The following is a 17,634-nucleotide window of genomic DNA, read 5'->3' as shown; positions in this document are numbered from 1 at the left end:
GATGAACGCAAGATATCTCCTGGCCGTCGACGCCGGCACGGGCAGCGGCCGGGCCGTCATCTTCGATCACGACGGCAATCAGATCGCCAGCGCCCAGCATGAGTGGTGGCACAAGCCTGATCCGCGCTTTGCCGGCTCGATGGATTTCGATGTTGCGGGCAACTGGACACTTTTGGCGCGGGCGATCCGTCGTGCCATTGCCGATGCGGGGATCCAGGCAGGCGATATTGCAGCCGTCAGCGCCACCAGCATGCGCGAGGCCATTGTCGCCTATGATCGCGACGGACAGGAAATCTGGGCTTGCGCCAATGTCGACAGCCGCGCCAACAATGAGGTTCGCGACCTAAAGCAAGGCTTCCCGCGGCTTGAGGGGGAACTCTATGCCCAATCCGGACAGACCTTTGCGCTGGGCGCTCTACCCCGCCTGCTCTGGCTGAAGCGCAACCTTCCTGATGTCTATGATCGTATGAATCGCGTCAGCATGCTTTCAGACTGGGTGCTCGCCCGGCTTTCGGGAGTGATAGCCAGCGATCCGTCGAACGCTGGCACGACCGGTCTTTACAGCCTTGCCGCGCGCAACTGGCTTCCAGAGGCCATGTCCAAGGTCGGTATGCGCGACGATATCTTCCCGCCGAGTGCCGAGCCGGGCACCGTGATCGGCCGCGTTACTTCACAGGCATCCGAAGAAACCGGTCTTGCCGCCGGAACTCAGGTGGTGATGGGTGGCGGTGATTGCCAGATCGGCGCGGCCGGTCTCGGGGTCGTCAACGAAGGTGATTGCGCCGTGCTTGGCGGCACCTTCTGGCAGCAGGTGGTCAATGTCGCGCCATCCGTCACTGATTCGTCGATGGACCTGCGTATCAATCCCCATGTCGTGACGGGTCTCAACCAGGCCGAGGCCATCAGCTTCTTCGTCGGCATCGTGATGCGCTGGTTCCGCGACAGCTTCGGCGCCGAGGAAATTGCCGCCGCTGGCCCTGGTGGCGACGCATATCGTTTGTTGGAGCAGAAGGCTGCCCTCGTTCCTCCAGGTGCCCATGGCATCATCCCGGTGTTCTCCGACGTGATGCATTATGGAAAATGGTATCACGCTGCCCCGTCGCTGTTGAACCTCTCCATCGACCCGGAGAAATCCGGCAAGGCGGCAATCTTTCGCGCCCTGCAGGAAAATGCGGCCATTGTTGCGGCGCGCAACCTTGACGCCATTTTCAAGCTTTCCGGCAAGAGACCTGAAAAGATCGTCTTTGCGGCGGGCGCCTCCAAGTCCTCCCATTGGTCGCAAATCCTCTCGGACGCAACCGGCCTCCCGGTGGTAACGCCGGTCGTCAAGGAGGCGACCGCTCTGGGCTGTGCGGCTGCAGCGGCGATCGGCGTTGGGCTCCACCGCCACTTCATCGAGGCGGCCGAAAGCTGGGTTCGTTGGGACCGGCATTTCGAGCCCAATCACGAACACAAGGCGATCTACGACAACGCCGGCGAGCGTTGGGCCCGAGCCTACGCACTTCAACGTCAGTTGGTCGATGAAGGCGTCACCACCGCCATGTGGAAGGCCCCCGGTCTCTAAACCCTTTCTTCGCACGCACAAACGTGCAGTTCTAACGTTACCAAGGAAAACGATATGCTCATTCAGATGGTCAGCATTAATGTCAAGGAAGGCTGCGCGGCCGAATTTCTCGAAGCCTTTCGCATCAACTATGAGGGCACGCGCCGGGAACCGGGCAATCTGCGTTTCGACGTCCTTCGTGATCCGCAGGACGAAAACACCTTCCTGATCTACGAAGTCTTTCAATCGGCAGAAGCTTTGGAGGATCACCGGAAGACCGAGCACTACAAGGAATGCGTCCGTATTATCGACCCCATTCTGGCTGGTCCGCGGACCAAGATTTATTACAACGCCGAGATGGCAGACTTTCTCTAGACGATTCTGAAAGAAGCGCGAAGCACGCTAAGCCCCAGGGGGTAGAGCCCGTGGCGTTCTGCCCGCCCGATATTTGCGCACGCAGGAACGCTCTGCCGACCCTGGCCTGCCCCGTGTTAGCGGCTGATCGTAATTCCCGGCATCGGGCCGCTGACGGCGATCGCTTTCATCACCGCGATCGATGATCCGGCCAGGTTTGCGAAATCGAGCAGCGTCGGGCCCATCTGGGCTTAACACCCGGGCGCTATCAATCGGGCGAGGCCGACCACAATGGCAGGGTCTCCCAGTGTGGCGATCCGGTCGTTCGCGCCTACCTGTTCGAGACCGTCACCCGGTACGGGCAGAGCACCTCGAACTGGTCCAGGGCGCCATCGTAGCCGGACGCTCGAGCCATCACGCGTTGCGCCGCAGCGCCATCGACGATGACCTTGAACGCCGGTGCATTCTGGCGGCTGCTTGGATAATAGAGGTGGTAGCCCGCGAACTTCGGTGACCAGTCGTCGAGGGTGACAAGCTGGCCGTCGGGTCCCGAGGATGAGTTAGCGATGACGTCCCCGGTTCACGCTGGGGCTCACTTGTTCCCATGTAGCTGTATGTCGGCCGGAGACCATCGAACGGTGCGAGGACACCGCGACCGTGTGGCCTGACGCTGATCTGCCTCGGCCATGCAGTGCGTTCATCGACGGACTGGCTAAACGGTGCCAGCGGCGGCTTTGGGCGACTTTGACAACGATAGGGTCGCGCCACCAGCGGGCCTTTGACAGTGCCGATTGCGTTCGCAACTATCCCTAGACGAAGCGTAATCCACCGAACTCGATTCGGTATCGGCACCCTGCCCTCCAATGGCCTCGGCATTTGCCTGCTTTGTCCGGTTCGGACAGCGAAAAGCCCTTACGGGACTTCACGTTTTGAAATGAACGGACACTTAAAATGACTTCCTATTACGGGTCAGTTCGGTCATGTCACTATTGAAGCTCGTCTGAGTCATTGCTCGACGACCAACGGACCAAAGAGTTGACAGCATGGAAAACCCGCTCGCAGTGAATCGCATTGCCCAAAACAACGTCTTTCGCAAAGGCGATGTTTTCGTCCTTTTTGGCGAACTGTTTGGTCGCGGATATGCGACTGGCTTGCTCGACGAAGCCCGGCGGGCCGGCATGGAGATCGTGGGCATCACGGTCGGGCGGCGCGACGAGAACAATGCACTGCGACCTCTGGACGCCGAGGAGCTCTCTGCCGCCGAGGGTCGACTGGGCGGCAAAATTATCAACATACCTCTTATGGCTGGCTTCGATCTCGACGCGCCGGCAGGAGGTCCCACTCCGACTGACCTCCTCGCGACGATGACACTGGAGAGCTGGGAACATGACACGCTCGATTGGGACTACGTTGAGCAGTGCCGGGACATCGCCACCTCGCGGTTCACGAATTCGCTTTCACAGGTCATGGCCGTTCTCGACGGAATGATTGCCGACGGCCGCAATGTCTTCTTCGCCCACACAATGGCGGGGGGCATCCCGAAGGCGAAGGTATTCCTGGTCCTCGCCAACCGGATCTACAAGGGGCGTGGTCCCCGCCACATGTCGTCGCAAGCCCTTCTCGACAGCGATATGGGCAAGCTCATCCTGCAGAATTTCGACGAAGTCTCCGCAATCACCTTTCGACATCTCATCGACTTCAGCGCGGCGATCCGTGAGCGCATAGAGGCATCGGGTGGCCAGGTCCGGTATACGGCTTACGGCTACCACGGAACGGCAGTCCTGATTGACGGAAGTTACCGTTGGCAGACCTACACCAATTACACCCAGGGTTACGCCAAGATGCGGCTCGAAGGCATCGCGGAGCAAGCCTGGGCTGCGGGTATCAAGGCAACCGTCTATAACTGTCCCGAAATCCGGACCAATTCGTCCGACGTATTTACGGGTATCGAGCTTCCCCTGATACCGCTGCTGCTTGCCTTGAAGAAAGAGAATGGTGGCCAATGGGCCGAGGAGCAATGGCAGGCTTGCCAGCAGCTTCTGGCCGACGGCTTCACGATGGAGGACGTGGTCCAAAAAATTACCGACATGCAGGCCAACGAGGTCATGCGTCCGTTTTACGACTTCTCCGCATGGCCGATGGCAAACAGCCAGGCACAGTCCGATCTGACCATCGGCACGTCCAACGAGATCACGCAAATGCATCGGGACAGCAAGGCGATGATCAGCGACCTTCTGAGTGCTCTCGTGGTGGAGGCGACCGGGCAACTCATTTTTGGCGAGTCCTCGGATCCCTCCGGTCCCATCCAGTGGCTCAACCACGATATCGTGGCGCGCCGACTTAACGCCTCCCACATGCAAGGGAAATCTCCCGCGCCGTTGATCGCGCAAGGGGCGGAAGGTCCTCACCTCGAGGTGGCCTGACGGCTTGCCAATCTAGCTTGGAAGCTGATTTTCTCTGGGGCCAGAAGGATACGAAGGTCCGGCAGGAGCGCGCCAATTGCGGTATTTGCCGCAGTCTAGGCCTGCGGAAATGTCCAGCTTCTGTTGTCGCCGGCGGCGGAGACGAACGGTGTGGTTCCAGCACCCTTGGTCCATTCCCGGGAGAAGCCAATGGTGTTGTCGGCCGAAACAAGCGATGCCAGCGAGAAGGCGCCGTTGCAGCTATAGACAGCGTCGCCTGTCAGATCATGTTTCTGGAGCGCCTAGGTGGCCCTGCCCCGACGACACGTTCCCGACGATACATCATGCGATCCTTTTAGCAGCGAAGGTCCATTCTATTCCCAATTGAGCACCGCATGGCTCGCGAACACAAAGGCGTGGCCCGCGGCAGCTATTGAGAACTTCGCTGAAGTCCGAGCGTGTGGACCAACAGGGAAAGATCGACCGACTACGCTGTTGGCTCGGAGGCGGCGGCGCTCAACGATGCTTTCAATCACCACTACACAATGATGCTCCGCCAGTTCGACAAGGCCGCGTAGGGCGCTCTAACCAGTCACCACGAATGGCATGCATGGGTTAACCATGGGTCGCATCAGCATACTGCAGGCCCACTCCCGAGGAATTCAAGAAGCACGGCGTTGAACAAAGGGGCGGACTCCATGTTGACGATATGCCGTCCCGGCAACGACACGTGGAGGCCGCGCCGCGCGCCGGCTGCGATATTTTCCAGATCCGACGGTGGGCAGACAGGATCGTCTTGCCCGGAGATCGCAAGCAGGGGATTGCCGATCCGCTCAAGCTCTTTTCGCAGGTCCGCCGTCGCCAGCGCCGCACAACACCCCACATACCCATCGGGCGATATTGCGCCGAAGGCGTCGAGCACGCTGGCGACAGCTTGAGCTTCGGAAGCGTGGAATTGCGATGTGAACCAGCGCTCGGCCGTCGCGGGCACCAGCGCGCCTAGCCCTCCTGTTCGCACAGCCTCGATACGGGCTGCCCAGCCTTCCGCAGTGCCGATCTTTGCAGCGGTCGCACATAGGACGACGTTGCCCAAGCGCTTGCCGGCATGAACGCCCAACCACTGCCCCGTAAGACCGCCGATCGACAGGCCGCAGAAATGCGTCTGCTCGATATCCAGCGCGTCGAGCAGCGCAAGGACATCTCCCCCGAGGTCGTCGAGAGAATAGGGCGGAAGCGGCGCAGACGACCGACCGTGCCCCCGGCGATCGTAACGCAATATGCGGTACTGCGCCGACAGGGCGTCCACCTGAGCATCCCACATATGCATGTCGGTGCCGAGCGAGTTGCAGAACATGAGCCAAGGCTTGTCGTCACTCGTGCCTCCGTCGATGCGGTAGTGAAGGCGATGACTGGGAAGTTCAAGATAAGCCACGGTTCAAAATACTCCGGTTGTCGGAGGCCAGCGATTGGTGCTCCGATCGCGAATTGTCCCGCCACCCGCTCGGCACCGGCCAGACTGGGGGACGGGACCATCCGCGATGAGGTATCAGCCTTTCCGATCCTCGTTCTGTTACCTCAGGCGGCAGCAAGCCGAGCGACGTCGGATCGGCGGGCATTGCTGATCGCAAACACCAGCATGGCGAGCGCAGCGACCGCCGCCGGGATCGAGAAGATCAGGAAGTTCTGTTGAAGCGGAAATTCCTGTGCAAGCAACACGCCACCGAGCGTCGGGCCGACGATGGCGCCGATACGGCCTATCCCCGAAGCCCACCCGAGCCCGGTGGAACGGATCGAGAGATTGTAGAGTTGCGCCACGCTGGCATAGAGCAGGATCTGTGTGCCGATGGTGGTGGCGCCCGCGACGAAGACCGTCAGGAACAGTATCCCCGTCGGCGGGTTGAGGCCGATCAAGGCGATGGACGCGGTGGCCGCGATAAAGAAGCCGACCACCACCTTCGGCAGACCGAAGCGGTCCCCCAGCCGGCCGCCAACGATCGCGCCGGCCATACCCCCGAAGTTGAGCGAGAAGAGGCTGAGCAGGCTTGCCTTCTCGGCATAACCGGCTTCCTGCAGCACCTTCGGCAACCAGGACGACAGCAGGTAGACGAGCAGCAGGCAGCAGAAGAAGGCAGTCCACAGCATGAGCGTGCGCAACGTGCGCTGGTGACGGAACAGCTCCGCGATCGATGCAGACGCACCCTTGGTTTCGGAAAAGACCAGCCTGTCGTCGCGGCCAAGGGCTGCTGCAGGGGCGAGCTTCGCATAGATCTGTTTCGCCTTCTCCTGTTCGCCCTGACGAATGAGGAAACCGAGCGATTCCGGCAGCTTCCACAGAACGACCGGCAAAAGCAGCAATGGCAGCGCCGCGACGAAGAACATCGGCTTCCAACCGAATTGCCGAATGAGGCCAATGCCAAGGCCCGCTGCGACCATGCCGCCGACCGAGTAGCCGGAAAACATGATGGCGACCATGGTGCCGCGGAGGCGCTTGGGTGCATATTCGTTCATGAGCGCCACCGCATTCGGCATCAGCCCACCACAACCAAGACCGGCGATGAAGCGAAAGATCTTGAACTGCTCCGGTGAATTCGCAAAGCCGGTGAGCAGTGTCGACACGGTGAACAGCAGGAAGCTGATCGCTATGCCCTTCTTCCGGCCGATCCTGTCGGCCAACGGCCCGAAGAAAAGGGCGCCGAACATCATGCCAAACAATGCCCAGGCCTGGAGCACGCCGGCCTGCGGCTTGGTCAAACCCCACTCGGCAATCAGCGTCGGCAGCACGGTGCCGGCGACGAAGACATCGTAACCGTCAACGATCAGCAGCAGGGCGCAAAGCGCGACCACCAACCACTGAAATCCCCCGAACGGATTGTTGTCTATCGCTTCATTCACATCGATGGTGCGCATAATCACTCCTCCCCGAGTCCGTTACGCATTCATGTCTCAAGTCGTCAGCCGAGATCGCCCCCGGCAACCGGCAGCACGCTGCCGGTGATGTAGGCCGCCTCATCCGAGGCCAGGAACAGGATGGGCGCCACCTGCTCATCGATGGTCCCGTACCGCTTCATGAAGGTGGATTGCTTCACCTGCTGCACGACCTCGCCCATCCAGGCCTTTTCGGCTTCGCTGTCGCCATCGGCATTGCGCGGAATACGACGCGGTGGCGCCTCGGTGCCACCCGGCGCAGTGGCGACAACGCGGATGTTGCGATCGGCGAGTTCCATGGCGAGCGATTGGGTGAGGGCGTTCACGCCGCCCTTTGCCGCCGAATAGGGCACGCGATAAATCCCCCGCGTCGCATTCGACGAGACGTTGACAATCGCGCCGCCACCGCGCGCCATCAGATGCGGCAGAACCGCGTGGCAGCAGTAGAGCGTCGGCATCAGCGAGCGACGGATCTCCGCATCGATCTGCTGCGGCTCGAATTCGCCGTAAGGGCGCATGCGGATCGCCCCACCGACCGTGTTGATCAGGACGTCGATGCCGCCAAAAGTGTCCGCACCAAAGCGCATGGCGGCGGCCGCACCTTCATAGGTTTCCAGATCGGCATTGAAAGCCGCGGTTTCCGCATCCGAGACCTCGGCTGCGGCATCGGCGACAAGGTCGGCGCGGTCGACGAACACCACCCGTCCGCCCTCCTCTGCCGCGCGGACCGCCACCGCGCGACCGATACCCTGCGCCGCGCCTGTTACCATCAGCACCTTGCCGGCGAAACGACCTTTAAAGCGCGACGCACTCATGCGGCCTCCTTCACGACCGCATTGGGCGTAAACTTCTCGTAGTGGAAGCTGGCCGGCTTCACGCCGTGGTCGTCGAAATGCCTGCGGACGGCATCGACCATTGGAGGCGGACCGCAGAGATAGACGTCGACGTCACCGCCATTCAGCACTTCGGCCGGCATGTGCTGGGTGACCCAGCCCTTGCGCTGATGGTTGGAGGCTTCCTCAGCGACAACGGTCGCGAAGCTGAAGTTGGCAAGCCGCTTTGTGTAGGCCTCGATCTCATCGACGAGAACCAGATCAAGGTCGCGCGTCACGCCATAGATCAGGTGGATGCGTTGCGTGGCATTTTCGCGGGCGAGCACTTCCAGCATCGACAGGAACGGCGCGAGCCCCGTGCCGCCGGCAAGAAACAGCAGCGGCCTTTGGACGTCGCGGAGGTAGAAACTACCGAGCGGCCCGGTCAGTTGCAGCGTCGTTCCAACCTCGGCGCGCTCCAACCAACTGCTCATCAGCCCGCCGGGTATCTTCTTGATGAGAAAGCCGATGCCCCCTTCCCCTGGCGCCGTGCTAAACGAGTAGGAACGGTTCTGGCCGCTGCCCGGCACGTCGATGTTGGCGTATTGACCAGGCAGGAAGGCGGGTGCTGCGTCGACATCGAGCTCGAGCACAATCGCCGCGTCATTGTGCGGGCTGACCCGCGCAACCGTCGCGGCGAAACTCTGCTGCCCGGTCTTGCAAGCCGCTGATGTCGTTGGAACTGCGACCACGCAGTCCGACGTCGGCTTCATCTGGCAGGTCAGCACGAGGCCGCTCTCCACCTCGTCGTCCGTCAGGGCATCGTCGATGAAGTCGTCGCCGAGGTCATAGCTGCCGCTCTCGGCCCGGCACTTGCAGGTGCCGCACACGCCGTCGGAACAGTCCATCGGCAGGTTGATCTTGTTGCGGAAGGCGGCGTCGAGCACTTTCTCGCCGTCCTTGCACTCGATGAAACGGGTCACGCCGTCTTCGAAATTCAATGCGATCTTGTAACAGCTCATCGAACCCTCCTTTCAGTCCTGTGCTAGCCGCCGACGCTCGTCAGAGGTGATAGACGTCGACGACCTGGCGGATGTAATCGTTCTTCAGCACGATCTTCTTGTTGGCGATCAGAAGCTTGTCGCTGCGCTTTTGCAGCGTGACGAACATGGTTCCGAAGAACTGGTCGGTGACCTTGTAACGATGGTTCAAGGTCTGGAAGTTGTAGCGCACGTCGACCTCATCACCCCGGTCCTCCAACACCTCGACATTCGTCACGTTGTGACTGGTGCGCGGTTCGGGCGTGGAAGCGCCGGAACGCTCGGTCTTGATGCGAAACACCCGATCCTCGAGCCCGTCGCGGCTTGGGTAATAGATCAGCGAGATCTCAGAGTGTGGGTCTTCAGTGAGTTGATCGTCGTCGTCCCAGGCCGGCATCCAGTAGGTGACGTCGGGGGCGTAGCAGGTCAGCCATTCGTCCCATTCGCGATCGTCCAGAAGGCGGGCCTCCCGGTAGAGGAAGGTGCAGATGGTGTCGTAGGAAATGCTCATGCGACCACTCCGCTCTTCTCGGCGACGAGCGCATCACGCATCACCTTGGCCCAGTATTCGTGCTGGCGGACGAAAAGACCCTCGTCCTCGCTGCGCTCCCCGGACAGGAGCGGCTCGATGCCCATGCGTTTGGCGTTTTCGTCGGGGCCGTCGATCCACAACGGCGCGCCGCGCGACAGGTCGTTCCAGAGCGCGGTGGTTCCCGCATAGCCCTGTTGGCAGGCGCGAAACTCCTCCAGGTCGTCGGATGTGCCCATGCCCGATACGTTGAAGAAATCCTCGTATTGCCGGATGCGCAGCGCGCGGTCTGCAGCGCTTTCGCCTTTCGGCCCAAAGCAGAAGATGCTGATCTCGGTCTTGTCGACGCTGATCGGCCGTGTGACGCGGATCTGCGTGCTGAACTGGTCCATCAGGAAGACGTTCGGATAGAGGCAGAGATTGCGGGTCTGGTTGACGATGAAATCCGCCTTGTCCTCACCGACGCGCGCCGTGATCTCGTGCCGGCGGCTGTAGACCGGCCGGACCTCGGGGTTCATCGTATTGGTCCACAACAGGATGTGGCCGTTTTCGAACCCGTAGACGCCTGCGACCGAGCGGCTCCAGCTGTTCGCATCGACCGCCTTCGTGCCCTCCTCGTTGCGCCGGCCCATGGTGGCGGCGTAGTTCCAGTGCACGGAGCTGACGTGATAGCCGTCGCAGCCGTTCTCCATCTGCAGTTTCCAGTTGCCGTCATAGATGTAAGACGAATTGCCCCGCAGCACTTCAAGTCCCTCCGGCGCCTGGTCGACGATCTGATCGATGATGACTTTCGTCTCGCCGAGGTAGTCTTCGAGTGCAGGCACGTCCGCCTTGAGACTGCCGAACAGGAAGCCGCGATAGCTTTCGAACCGCGCGACGCGCTTCAGATCGTGCGAGCCATCCTTGGCAAACTGCGGCGGATACTGCGTGGATTTCTCGTCCTTGACCTTGAGCAGTTTGCCGCTGTTGGAAAAGGTCCAGCCATGGAAGGGACAGGTGAAGCTGCCCTTGTTGCCATGCTTGCGGCGGCACAGCATCGCGCCGCGATGCGCGCAGGCATTGATGACCGCATGCAGTTGACCTTGCTTGTCGCGCGTGACGACCACCGGCTGACGGCCGATATAGGTCGTGTAGTAGTCGTTATTTTCCGGGATCTGGCTCTCATGAGCCAGATAGACCCAGTTGCTTTCGAAGATGTGCTTCATCTCCAGCTCGAACAGGTCTTCGTTGGTGAAGATATCGCGGCGGCAACGGAATATGCCGGCTTCCTTGTCGTCCTGCACGGCGGTAGCCAGCAAATGATTGAGGTCCCGGGCTTTGTCGATGATCGCAGACATGATCTATCTCCCGCAAAGCGCGCACCTTCGGGCGCAGCCTTTGCAACACAGTCGTTATGACGATGATTGTTGGGGGTGGCGGCCCGTCCGGGCCGCCGGTTTGCCGCTCAGGCGGCCGCGCGCTTGCGCTGCTCGTTGATCTGGTTGTCGACGCCGTCCACCAGGGCCGTGAGGTGAATGTCGAACCTGATCTCCGCAAAGGGCCCGGTCAGGCCATTGGCCTTGATGTCGGCTTCGTCGGTCCGCTCGATGACGGACGGAACCAGGCCGTCCCGCGTCGCATAGGCGAAATCGTCGTCGACCAGCGGATCGCCTTCAATGTTGATCTGTGTCGTCAGCTTGCGGTGGTCCCCGGCGCTGATGAACAGGTGGATATGCGCCGGGCGCTGGCCGTGACGACCGAGTGCCGACAACAGCCGCTCCGTCGGGCTGCCGGGCGGCACCCCATAACCGTGCGGCACGATGCTCTGGAACTTGTAACAGCCCTTTTCGTCCGCGACGATCGTGCGGCGCATGTTGAACGGCGCCTGCTTTCCCGTCGGGTCGAAATGCGAATAGAAGCCGCGGGTGTCGCAGTGCCAGACTTCGACGGTGGCGCCCGGCAACGGCTTGCCGTTTGCGCCAAAGACGGTGCCATGCATGATCAGGGTGTGGCCGTTTTCGTCGGTACCGTCGTCGAGACGGGCAAATCCGTGCGATACCGGCGCACCTGCCACATAAAGCGGGCCTTCGATGGTGCGTGGGGTGGGGTTTTCGATACCGAGAGCCTCATCGATCGCGTCGAGGCGCTCGTCGAGGAAATGGTCGAGGCCAAGGCCGGGCGAGATCAAGCCGGCCTGGCCGGTGGCGCCGATCTCGTTCAGCCAGGCGATGCCGGTCCAGTATTCATCAGGCGTGATGTCGAGATCGTCGATCGCCTTGAACAGGTCCGACATGATCCGATGGACGATCTGCTTGACACGCGGACTGCCGCCGTTGTTGTCGAGGCCGCTCAGGACCTTGAGAAAGTCCTGTGTCTCCGGCCTGTCGAAGATCTGCACGTTCATTTTTCATCCTCCTCTTGGATTGCTCGGAAACTGGCGCGGTTCGCGTCCTCCCGGGCCAGCGCAAAATGGTCTAGCTATCGTCCTCACGAACCGACGAGGGATGCCGCACCAGCGGCGTCACCTCGATATCCATGAATTTGAACAGCGGAAGGCCGGAGAGTATCTCGTGCAGTTCCGCATTGTCCTTCACGTCAAAGACGCTGTAATTCGCGTACTGGCCGACAATGCGCCAGATGTGTCGCCACTTGCCGCTCTTCTGCAGGTCCTGCGAATAGGCCTTTTCCCGGGCAAGGATGTCGGCGGCCTCGGCCTGCGGCAGATCGTTTGGAATGTTCACGTTCATGCGCACATGAAAGAGCATATTCAGCCTCCCTGCCCGGCAATGCTGATGGTCTTGCGCAGCCCGTCGCGCGTGAAGAAGGCCAGACGCTCTTCGTCCAGCTCGATGCCGAGCCCGGGTCCTGAGGGAACCGTCAGCTCAAACTCGCTGTAGGTGAGCGGTGTCGCCAAAATCTCTTCCGTCAGCAGCAGCGGCCCGAACAGCTCGGTCCCCCATTGAAGGTTGGCGAAGGTGGCAAATACCTGCGCCGACGCCACCGTGCCAACGGCGCCTTCAAGCATCGTGCCACCATAAAGACCGATGCCGGCTGCGTCCGCGATGGTCGCGACCCGCTGGGCATTGAAGAGCCCGGCGCTTTGCTCGATCTTGACGGCGAACACGTCCGCCCCGCTGACTTTCGCAAGTTCGAAGGCGCTCTCGGGGCCGTGCAGCGATTCATCGGCCATCAGCGCGACGGGAAAGCGACGCACGAGCCGCGCCAGTGCTGCAGCCGAGGCGACCGGTTGTTCGACCAGGTCGCAACCGGCGTCCGCCAGGGCTGCCATGCCATAGGCGGCGTCCGTCTCGCTCCAGGCCATGTTCACATCGACCCGCACCGAGCCACGCTCGCCCAGCGCCCGTTTGATCGCGGCAACATGGGCGATGTCCTGGCGCAGGGGCCTTGCTCCGATCTTCAACTTGAAAATCCGGTGCCGGCGCAGGTCGAGCATCTTCTCGGCCTCGGCTATGTCAGTCTTCGTATCACCGGACGCCAGCGTCCACGCGACGGGCAGCCGGCTTCGCATGCGACCGCCCAGCAACTCGCTGACGGGCAGGCCGAGGCGCTTGCCATGCGCATCGAGCAGTGCGGTTTCAACCGCACATTTGGCGAAGCGGTTCTCCTTGACCATCTTCCCGATGCGCGCCATCAGCGCCCTTACGGCGGTCGCGTCCTGACCGACCATGACGGGCCTGAAATAGGTATCGACCGCGACCTTCATGCTCTCCGGGCTTTCGCCGCCATAGGCCAGCCCCGCGATCGTGGTGCCCTCGCCAATGCCGACGATGCCATCGCTGCAATGAACTTTGACCAGCATCAAGGTCTGGCCGTTCATGGTCGCAACCGAGAGCTTGTGCGGCCGGATGGTCGGCAGGTCGACGAGCAGGGTCTCGATGCGCTCCACCAGAGGGAACGATGCTGCGGTCGGGCCAACAGATGTCAGGGTCGTGTTCATGGACCGACTCTGCGCCAGGCATGACGTCTCGTCCAACATCAATTGCGTCTACTATGATACCTTTCTGGTATCGTAGTAGAAAAAATGTCACCTTATAGGCACTTCCCGCAGCGCAACATATCGTCGACACGCGGGAAATCGGCATAAGGGATGTGAGCAAATGATGGATCTTCGCCAGCTTCGCTATTTCGTAGCCGTCGCGCGTGAGCGAAACTTTACCCGCGCAGCTCAGATGCTGCACATCGCCCAACCGCCCTTGAGCCGGCAGATCCAGTTGCTCGAGGAGGACCTGGGCGTCCCGCTCATCATCCGCAAAAGCCGCCCCGTCCGGCTGACGGAGGCAGGGCGTCTGTTTTATGAACAGGCCTTGCAGGTTCTCGGCCGGGTCGAACAGATGCAGGCGGCGACCCGTCGGGTCGGCTTGAACCAGAACAGCGTCGTGTCCATCGGCTTCGTTGCCTCGACCCTCTACGGCGGGTTGCCCTCACTGGTGCGAAAACTGCGCCAGTACGCCCCGGAAGTGGATATCCAGCTGTTGGAAATGGTCTCCGTCCAGCAAATTCCCGCACTCAAGGAGGGCCGGATCGACATGGGGTTTGGCCGCCTGCGCCATAGCGATCCGAACGTAGTTGGCACGGTGTTGCGTGAAGAACGCCTGGTCGTGGCAATACCGAAAGATACGCCGCTCGCCGAGGACGCTTCGCCGCTACCGGTCGCCGCGCTTGCCGGTCAGAAGATCATCGTCTACCCGAAGGAGCCACGCCCCGGCTATGCCGATCACGTGCTGAACCTCATGCAGAGCCATGACGCGCGCCCGGCCGAAGTTCAAGAAGTGCGCGAGATTCAGACGGCCCTCGGGCTGGTGGCCGCCGAAGCCGGTCTGTGCATCATCCCCTCTTCCGCCCGCCAGATGCGTTCGGACGTGCACTATCGGCTGCTTGAGGGAGAGGGCGCGACCTCACCGGTCATCCTCAGCCATCGGGTCGGCGACAATTCACGCTATATCGAACTCGTCAAACGGCTGATTGAGGATATGTACGCGGAAAACCCGCCCTGGCTGGACCCGGAATACAACTTTGTCCCCACCCACGGCTTGACGGGGCGGCCCAACCGCGCGCCCTGAGAAATTCCATCGAAGGTCGGATGTGCTCAAACAAGAAGGTCAAACACGGCCGATACCGTATTTCGTTCTGGCGACCCGAGGTGCGCCCGTAACCACGAACGAACACGGCGGCAGCGAGACGCTGGACTTCCCCTCGCCTCACTGCCGCTCTCAGGGGCAGGCCTTGCCCGATACCTTCGCTAACGCTCAATCGATCTTGGCGCCGGTGTCACTCACGACCTTGGCCCAGCGCAACGATCCGTCGTTGATATAGGCCTCGGAGTCGTTAGCGCTCATCAGCTGCGGTTCCGCACCCTCACGGGCGAAGATGCCTTGGTGTCGTCCGCTGCCATCAATTCGGCGACCGCGACATTAGGCTGTGTCACGATCCGACGTTCCCTTCGGTGCAAGGATACCGTTCCACGAGTTCACCTCCCGCCGTATGAGCTGCTGCATGCCTTCGTCTTGAGGACTTCCCACAGCTTGACGAGCGCAATGCCCGCCGCGTTGATGCGTCGGTTCAAAGTCATGTTGCTACTTTCATTTTGGTGGAGGACAATCTTCTGAGCCGGCAGATTTAGGAGCAGGTGATGGATTTCGAAAAGGTCGGGCGAAGCCGAATGATGATGCGGCTGCCACGGCACCGGAAACAGATTTCCGATGCCAACTTCCTTGCGATCAACGACTTGCTGGAGGCCTACGGCCTTGCAGCTATGAAGCGCGATGAGTTGCGCGAACAACTGACGCCAGACCCCAGGAGCATGGAAGAGTATGAAGATCTCTGCCAGAAACTGGAGGACGACATTATCAAGATGCTGGCTAGTGTGAGCCCGCGAATGGTTCGCTAACTTCCACTTTATTCCCAGTAGATTCTCAGAGGCGAAAACGCGCAACTCGGCGGCAATCTTCACTTAACGAGTGAAGGGCATGCTCTCGTTAGTTGCCGTCGCCCCCTGACCCCCGCCGGCAATTCAGAACCGCAATCCAACTCTCCGGATTGCGGTTTTTCCCGTGACGGAGCAGCAGATGGGCTATGACTGGGATGGCGCCCGCCGGCGCCGGATGAAGGTGGCGAGATACGGAACTGCCGTGGCTTTGGCGGGTCTACTGGTCGCGGTTGCGGCACAGGTTGTGACGAGGGCGCTATAGAGACCGCGCAGAGCCACGTCCGGCACGACAGTCGAGTGGCAGCGTCGTCGCCGGAATCAACACCAGTTGCTCACATACCCGCCCTGAGCCGTCTAGGGCGACACACCGGCTACTTAAGCAAAATGGGCTGCTGTCACCGGCAGCGCGCTTCGAATCGGCGCCCATAGCGATCACGATAGATACAATAGCCTTCGCGCTCCCGGGAACGGCCTATCAGGTTGCCCATAATTCCACCCGCCACAGCGCCGATAGCCGCACCGCCCCAGCTATCACTCACAACACCTCCGATGATTGCGCCAGTTCCTGCACCGATTGCCGTCCCTCGCTCGGTCTGAGTGCAGGACGCGAGGATACCAACCATTCCAACCGCAATGATAAGCTTTCTCATGCTTTCACCCCTTTGCTCGATATCAACCTGGGCATTTCACCGTTGCATCTTCGGCATGAGGTAGCATCTACGCAACGCGTGCAATTGTCGAGAGTGCCGATTCTTATAGGCGGAGGCGATTATCCTTGGCGATTGCGCAGCCGAACGCCAGGGCGGTTGCCGTTTCCGGGACCTTCGGCAAGGCATCATCGAACGCACTGACTGTTTCGCGGCTGGCTTCTCGCAACGTTGCGAAGGCAATCGCCGAGACTGCTAAGCCCAATTTTGCGGCGTCGAAGTTGGCTCTGTAGTCAGTGCTCACACCTTCTCACGCCGAAAGCAGGACCCGCGTCAACGGATGTCTGGCGTCGGCAAGACCGTCGATGACGTTGAAGTGATGCCTGTCCGGTTCCACGACGGTAGCCGTGGTTGCGCCCACGCCCGTCCAGATATTGGCGAGCAACGCGTTCTGGCGCAGGAATTCCGCGCGCTCGCCGCCACCGACCCAACAGGTGATGCGGGCATTGCGCATCGGGCGCAGCAAGGCCGGGCTCTGCGAAAGCGCCTCGGCCTCGTCGATCGCCAGCCTCTCATTCATCGCTGTCGACATGATCGGACGCAGGTCATGCACGCCTGAGATCGAGACGACGTTGCGGATCCGCTCCTGGGCGTGCGGCGAGAGCGGCGCGGTCGCCGTGATCATCCGGCTGACGAGATGGCCGCCCGCCGAATGGCCGGTCAGCATCAATGGGCCCTCGACCAGTTTCGAGGCCTCGCTGATTGCGGCGGCGACTTCCTCGACGATCCCCGCAATGCGGATCTCCGGGCAGAGCGTGTAGGACGGCATGGCAACGGCATAACCACTGGCGATGGCCCCTTCGGCCAGATGCGACCAAAAGCTCTTGTCGAGCTGCAACCAGAATCCGCCATGCACGAAGACGACCAAACCTTTGGCTGGGCCATCGGGAAAAAACAGGTCCATGCGGTTTCTGGGTCGCTCGCCATAGGCAAGGTCAAGTTTCGCAAGCCCTGATGCCGAGAGAGCGTTGCGGAATACCTCGGCTGGACCAACCCACGCCTGCGGCCACCGGTCGCCGCGTGCGATGTTCACACCGTTAGCATAGGCGTCGTCCCAGTCCGAAACACGGTGTTCCACCATCGACAAAATCCTCCAGTTGATGTCTCCCCAAGCATAGAAATCACCCGCCCCATCGACAAACGCAATGCCGACCCTCAAAAAAAACTTTAGGCTTGAAATAATTTTGGACTGGTGCGATGCTGCCCCATGTTCAGCCGAGAAGTGGAGGTCTCGCTGTGCCCATCACGATCATTGGAACCGTCGCAGCGACGGCGCAGCCCATCGGCAACGATGCGGCGAGGCTTGGCGCCTGTTCGCACGGCAGGTCTCCGCACGACCGCATGAACTTTAGCCGGCTTTGAAAAATGCCTGAGCAACAGGCAGGAACTGAACAGG

19 protein-coding genes are annotated in these 17,634 nt (G+C 61.0%); 7 read left to right on the top strand and 12 right to left on the bottom strand.

The genetic code is table 11. The annotated features are described in order from the left end of the window. Nucleotide 1: 1 nt before the first annotated feature. From lsrK to ABIE33_RS27715, 5 genes are all read left to right on the top strand, one after another. Nucleotides 2–1,564: an autoinducer-2 kinase gene (gene lsrK, locus ABIE33_RS27735; RefSeq protein WP_429131031.1), complete on the top strand. Its 1,563-nt coding sequence runs from the start codon at nt 2–4 to the stop codon at nt 1,562–1,564. A gap of 54 nt (nt 1,565–1,618) precedes the next feature. Continuing rightward, nucleotides 1,619–1,918 carry an antibiotic biosynthesis monooxygenase gene (locus ABIE33_RS27730; RefSeq protein WP_429131029.1) on the top strand — a complete coding sequence of 100 codons (300 nt, stop codon included), beginning with the start codon at nt 1,619–1,621 and terminating at the stop codon, nt 1,916–1,918. 123 nt (nt 1,919–2,041) lie between these two features. Further along, nucleotides 2,042–2,152 carry a transposase gene (locus ABIE33_RS27725; protein WP_429131097.1) on the top strand — a complete coding sequence of 37 codons (111 nt, stop codon included), beginning with the start codon at nt 2,042–2,044 and terminating at the stop codon, nt 2,150–2,152. Beyond that, entirely contained in the window at nt 2,122–2,295 is a 174-nt protein-coding gene (locus tag ABIE33_RS27720; RefSeq protein WP_429131094.1) for a transposase, read from the top strand. The genes ABIE33_RS27725 and ABIE33_RS27720 overlap by 31 nt, the downstream gene beginning before the upstream one ends. Before the next feature lie 645 nt (nt 2,296–2,940). Continuing rightward, on the top strand, nt 2,941–4,320 hold the full coding sequence (locus tag ABIE33_RS27715; RefSeq protein WP_429131027.1) for an enoyl ACP reductase FabMG family protein: 1,380 nt from the start codon (nt 2,941–2,943) through the stop codon (nt 4,318–4,320). 610 nt (nt 4,321–4,930) lie between these two features. Here the strand turns inward: ABIE33_RS27715 and pcaD are convergent. The 9 genes from pcaD to ABIE33_RS27670 all read right to left on the bottom strand — a co-directional run bounded on the left by pcaD (nt 4,931) and on the right by ABIE33_RS27670 (nt 13,542). Beyond that, nucleotides 4,931–5,731, bottom strand: a complete 801-nt coding sequence (gene pcaD, locus ABIE33_RS27710) for a 3-oxoadipate enol-lactonase (protein WP_429131025.1) — start codon at nt 5,729–5,731, stop codon at nt 4,931–4,933. Nucleotides 5,732–5,874: 143 nt separating this feature from the next. Next, entirely contained in the window at nt 5,875–7,206 is a 1,332-nt protein-coding gene (locus ABIE33_RS27705; RefSeq protein ID WP_429131023.1) for an MFS transporter, read from the bottom strand. Between the two features lie 44 nt (nt 7,207–7,250). Continuing rightward, nucleotides 7,251–8,039 (bottom strand): benzoate diol dehydrogenase BenD, encoded by a 789-nt coding sequence (benD, locus tag ABIE33_RS27700; RefSeq protein WP_429131021.1) that lies wholly within the window; start codon nt 8,037–8,039, stop codon nt 7,251–7,253. Then, entirely contained in the window at nt 8,036–9,058 is a 1,023-nt protein-coding gene (gene benC / locus ABIE33_RS27695) for a benzoate 1,2-dioxygenase electron transfer component BenC (RefSeq protein ID WP_429131019.1), read from the bottom strand. The genes benD and benC overlap by 4 nt, the downstream gene beginning before the upstream one ends. A gap of 40 nt (nt 9,059–9,098) precedes the next feature. Continuing rightward, nucleotides 9,099–9,587, bottom strand: coding sequence for a benzoate 1,2-dioxygenase small subunit (gene benB, locus ABIE33_RS27690; protein WP_429131017.1), 489 nt, complete (start codon nt 9,585–9,587; stop codon nt 9,099–9,101). Beyond that, the gene (locus tag ABIE33_RS27685; RefSeq protein WP_429131015.1) at nt 9,584–10,942 is read right to left on the bottom strand and encodes a Rieske 2Fe-2S domain-containing protein; all 1,359 of its coding nucleotides are present in this window, start codon (nt 10,940–10,942) and stop codon (nt 9,584–9,586) included. Before ABIE33_RS27685 ends, benB begins: the two co-directional genes overlap by 4 nt. 107 nt (nt 10,943–11,049) lie before the next feature. Then, nucleotides 11,050–11,988, bottom strand: coding sequence for a catechol 1,2-dioxygenase (gene catA, locus ABIE33_RS27680; RefSeq protein WP_429131013.1), 939 nt, complete (start codon nt 11,986–11,988; stop codon nt 11,050–11,052). Between the two features lie 70 nt (nt 11,989–12,058). After that, on the bottom strand, nt 12,059–12,349 hold the full coding sequence (gene catC / locus ABIE33_RS27675) for a muconolactone Delta-isomerase (RefSeq protein WP_429131012.1): 291 nt from the start codon (nt 12,347–12,349) through the stop codon (nt 12,059–12,061). A gap of 2 nt (nt 12,350–12,351) precedes the next feature. After that, nucleotides 12,352–13,542, bottom strand: a complete 1,191-nt coding sequence (locus tag ABIE33_RS27670) for a muconate/chloromuconate family cycloisomerase (RefSeq protein WP_429131010.1) — start codon at nt 13,540–13,542, stop codon at nt 12,352–12,354. Between the two features lie 163 nt (nt 13,543–13,705). On the opposite strand from ABIE33_RS27670, the gene ABIE33_RS27665 reads away from it, so the two are divergent. Together ABIE33_RS27665 and ABIE33_RS27660 are read left to right on the top strand one after the other, a co-directional pair. Continuing rightward, entirely contained in the window at nt 13,706–14,665 is a 960-nt protein-coding gene (locus ABIE33_RS27665) for a LysR family transcriptional regulator (RefSeq protein ID WP_429131092.1), read from the top strand. Between the two features lie 569 nt (nt 14,666–15,234). Next, a complete protein-coding gene (locus ABIE33_RS27660) occupies nt 15,235–15,492 on the top strand; it encodes a hypothetical protein (protein WP_429131008.1) in 258 nt (85 codons plus the stop codon). A gap of 434 nt (nt 15,493–15,926) precedes the next feature. On the opposite strand, the gene ABIE33_RS27655 is transcribed toward ABIE33_RS27660, so the two are convergent. The 3 genes from ABIE33_RS27655 to ABIE33_RS27645 form a co-directional block, all read right to left on the bottom strand. Beyond that, on the bottom strand, nt 15,927–16,181 hold the full coding sequence (locus tag ABIE33_RS27655) for a YMGG-like glycine zipper-containing protein (protein WP_429131006.1): 255 nt from the start codon (nt 16,179–16,181) through the stop codon (nt 15,927–15,929). A gap of 103 nt (nt 16,182–16,284) precedes the next feature. Then, nucleotides 16,285–16,482 (bottom strand): hypothetical protein, encoded by a 198-nt coding sequence (locus ABIE33_RS27650; protein WP_429131004.1) that lies wholly within the window; start codon nt 16,480–16,482, stop codon nt 16,285–16,287. A 6-nt stretch (nt 16,483–16,488) separates the two neighbouring features. Further along, the gene (locus ABIE33_RS27645) at nt 16,489–17,319 is read right to left on the bottom strand and encodes an alpha/beta hydrolase (RefSeq protein ID WP_429131001.1); all 831 of its coding nucleotides are present in this window, start codon (nt 17,317–17,319) and stop codon (nt 16,489–16,491) included. Nucleotides 17,320–17,634: the final 315 nt, after the last annotated feature.

This window comes from Ensifer sp. 4252, from assembly GCF_050434565.1.
In the GTDB taxonomy this organism is placed as follows: Bacteria; Pseudomonadota; Alphaproteobacteria; order Rhizobiales; family Rhizobiaceae; genus Ensifer.
Note: the sequence above shows the minus strand (reverse complement) of the source record. Positions and strands in the feature narration are given on the sequence as shown.

Bases quoted from the DNA above. Each gene is read 5' to 3' on its own strand.
- lsrK (WP_429131031.1), top strand. From the start codon at position 2: ATGAACGCAAGATATCTCCTGGCCGTCGACGCCGGCACGGGCAGCGGC.
- ABIE33_RS27730 (WP_429131029.1), top strand. From the start codon at position 1,619: ATGCTCATTCAGATGGTCAGCATTAATGTCAAGGAAGGCTGCGCGGCC.
- ABIE33_RS27715 (WP_429131027.1), top strand. From the start codon at position 2,941: ATGGAAAACCCGCTCGCAGTGAATCGCATTGCCCAAAACAACGTCTTT.
- ABIE33_RS27705 (WP_429131023.1), bottom strand. From the start codon at position 7,206: ATGCGCACCATCGATGTGAATGAAGCGATAGACAACAATCCGTTCGGG.
- benD (WP_429131021.1), bottom strand. From the start codon at position 8,039: ATGAGTGCGTCGCGCTTTAAAGGTCGTTTCGCCGGCAAGGTGCTGATG.
- benC (WP_429131019.1), bottom strand. From the start codon at position 9,058: ATGAGCTGTTACAAGATCGCATTGAATTTCGAAGACGGCGTGACCCGT.
- benB (WP_429131017.1), bottom strand. From the start codon at position 9,587: ATGAGCATTTCCTACGACACCATCTGCACCTTCCTCTACCGGGAGGCC.
- ABIE33_RS27685 (WP_429131015.1), bottom strand. From the start codon at position 10,942: ATGTCTGCGATCATCGACAAAGCCCGGGACCTCAATCATTTGCTGGCT.
- catA (WP_429131013.1), bottom strand. From the start codon at position 11,988: ATGAACGTGCAGATCTTCGACAGGCCGGAGACACAGGACTTTCTCAAG.
- catC (WP_429131012.1), bottom strand. From the start codon at position 12,349: ATGCTCTTTCATGTGCGCATGAACGTGAACATTCCAAACGATCTGCCG.
- ABIE33_RS27670 (WP_429131010.1), bottom strand. From the start codon at position 13,542: ATGAACACGACCCTGACATCTGTTGGCCCGACCGCAGCATCGTTCCCT.
- ABIE33_RS27665 (WP_429131092.1), top strand. From the start codon at position 13,706: ATGGATCTTCGCCAGCTTCGCTATTTCGTAGCCGTCGCGCGTGAGCGA.
- ABIE33_RS27660 (WP_429131008.1), top strand. From the start codon at position 15,235: ATGGATTTCGAAAAGGTCGGGCGAAGCCGAATGATGATGCGGCTGCCA.
- ABIE33_RS27655 (WP_429131006.1), bottom strand. From the start codon at position 16,181: ATGAGAAAGCTTATCATTGCGGTTGGAATGGTTGGTATCCTCGCGTCC.
- ABIE33_RS27645 (WP_429131001.1), bottom strand. From the start codon at position 17,319: ATGGTGGAACACCGTGTTTCGGACTGGGACGACGCCTATGCTAACGGT.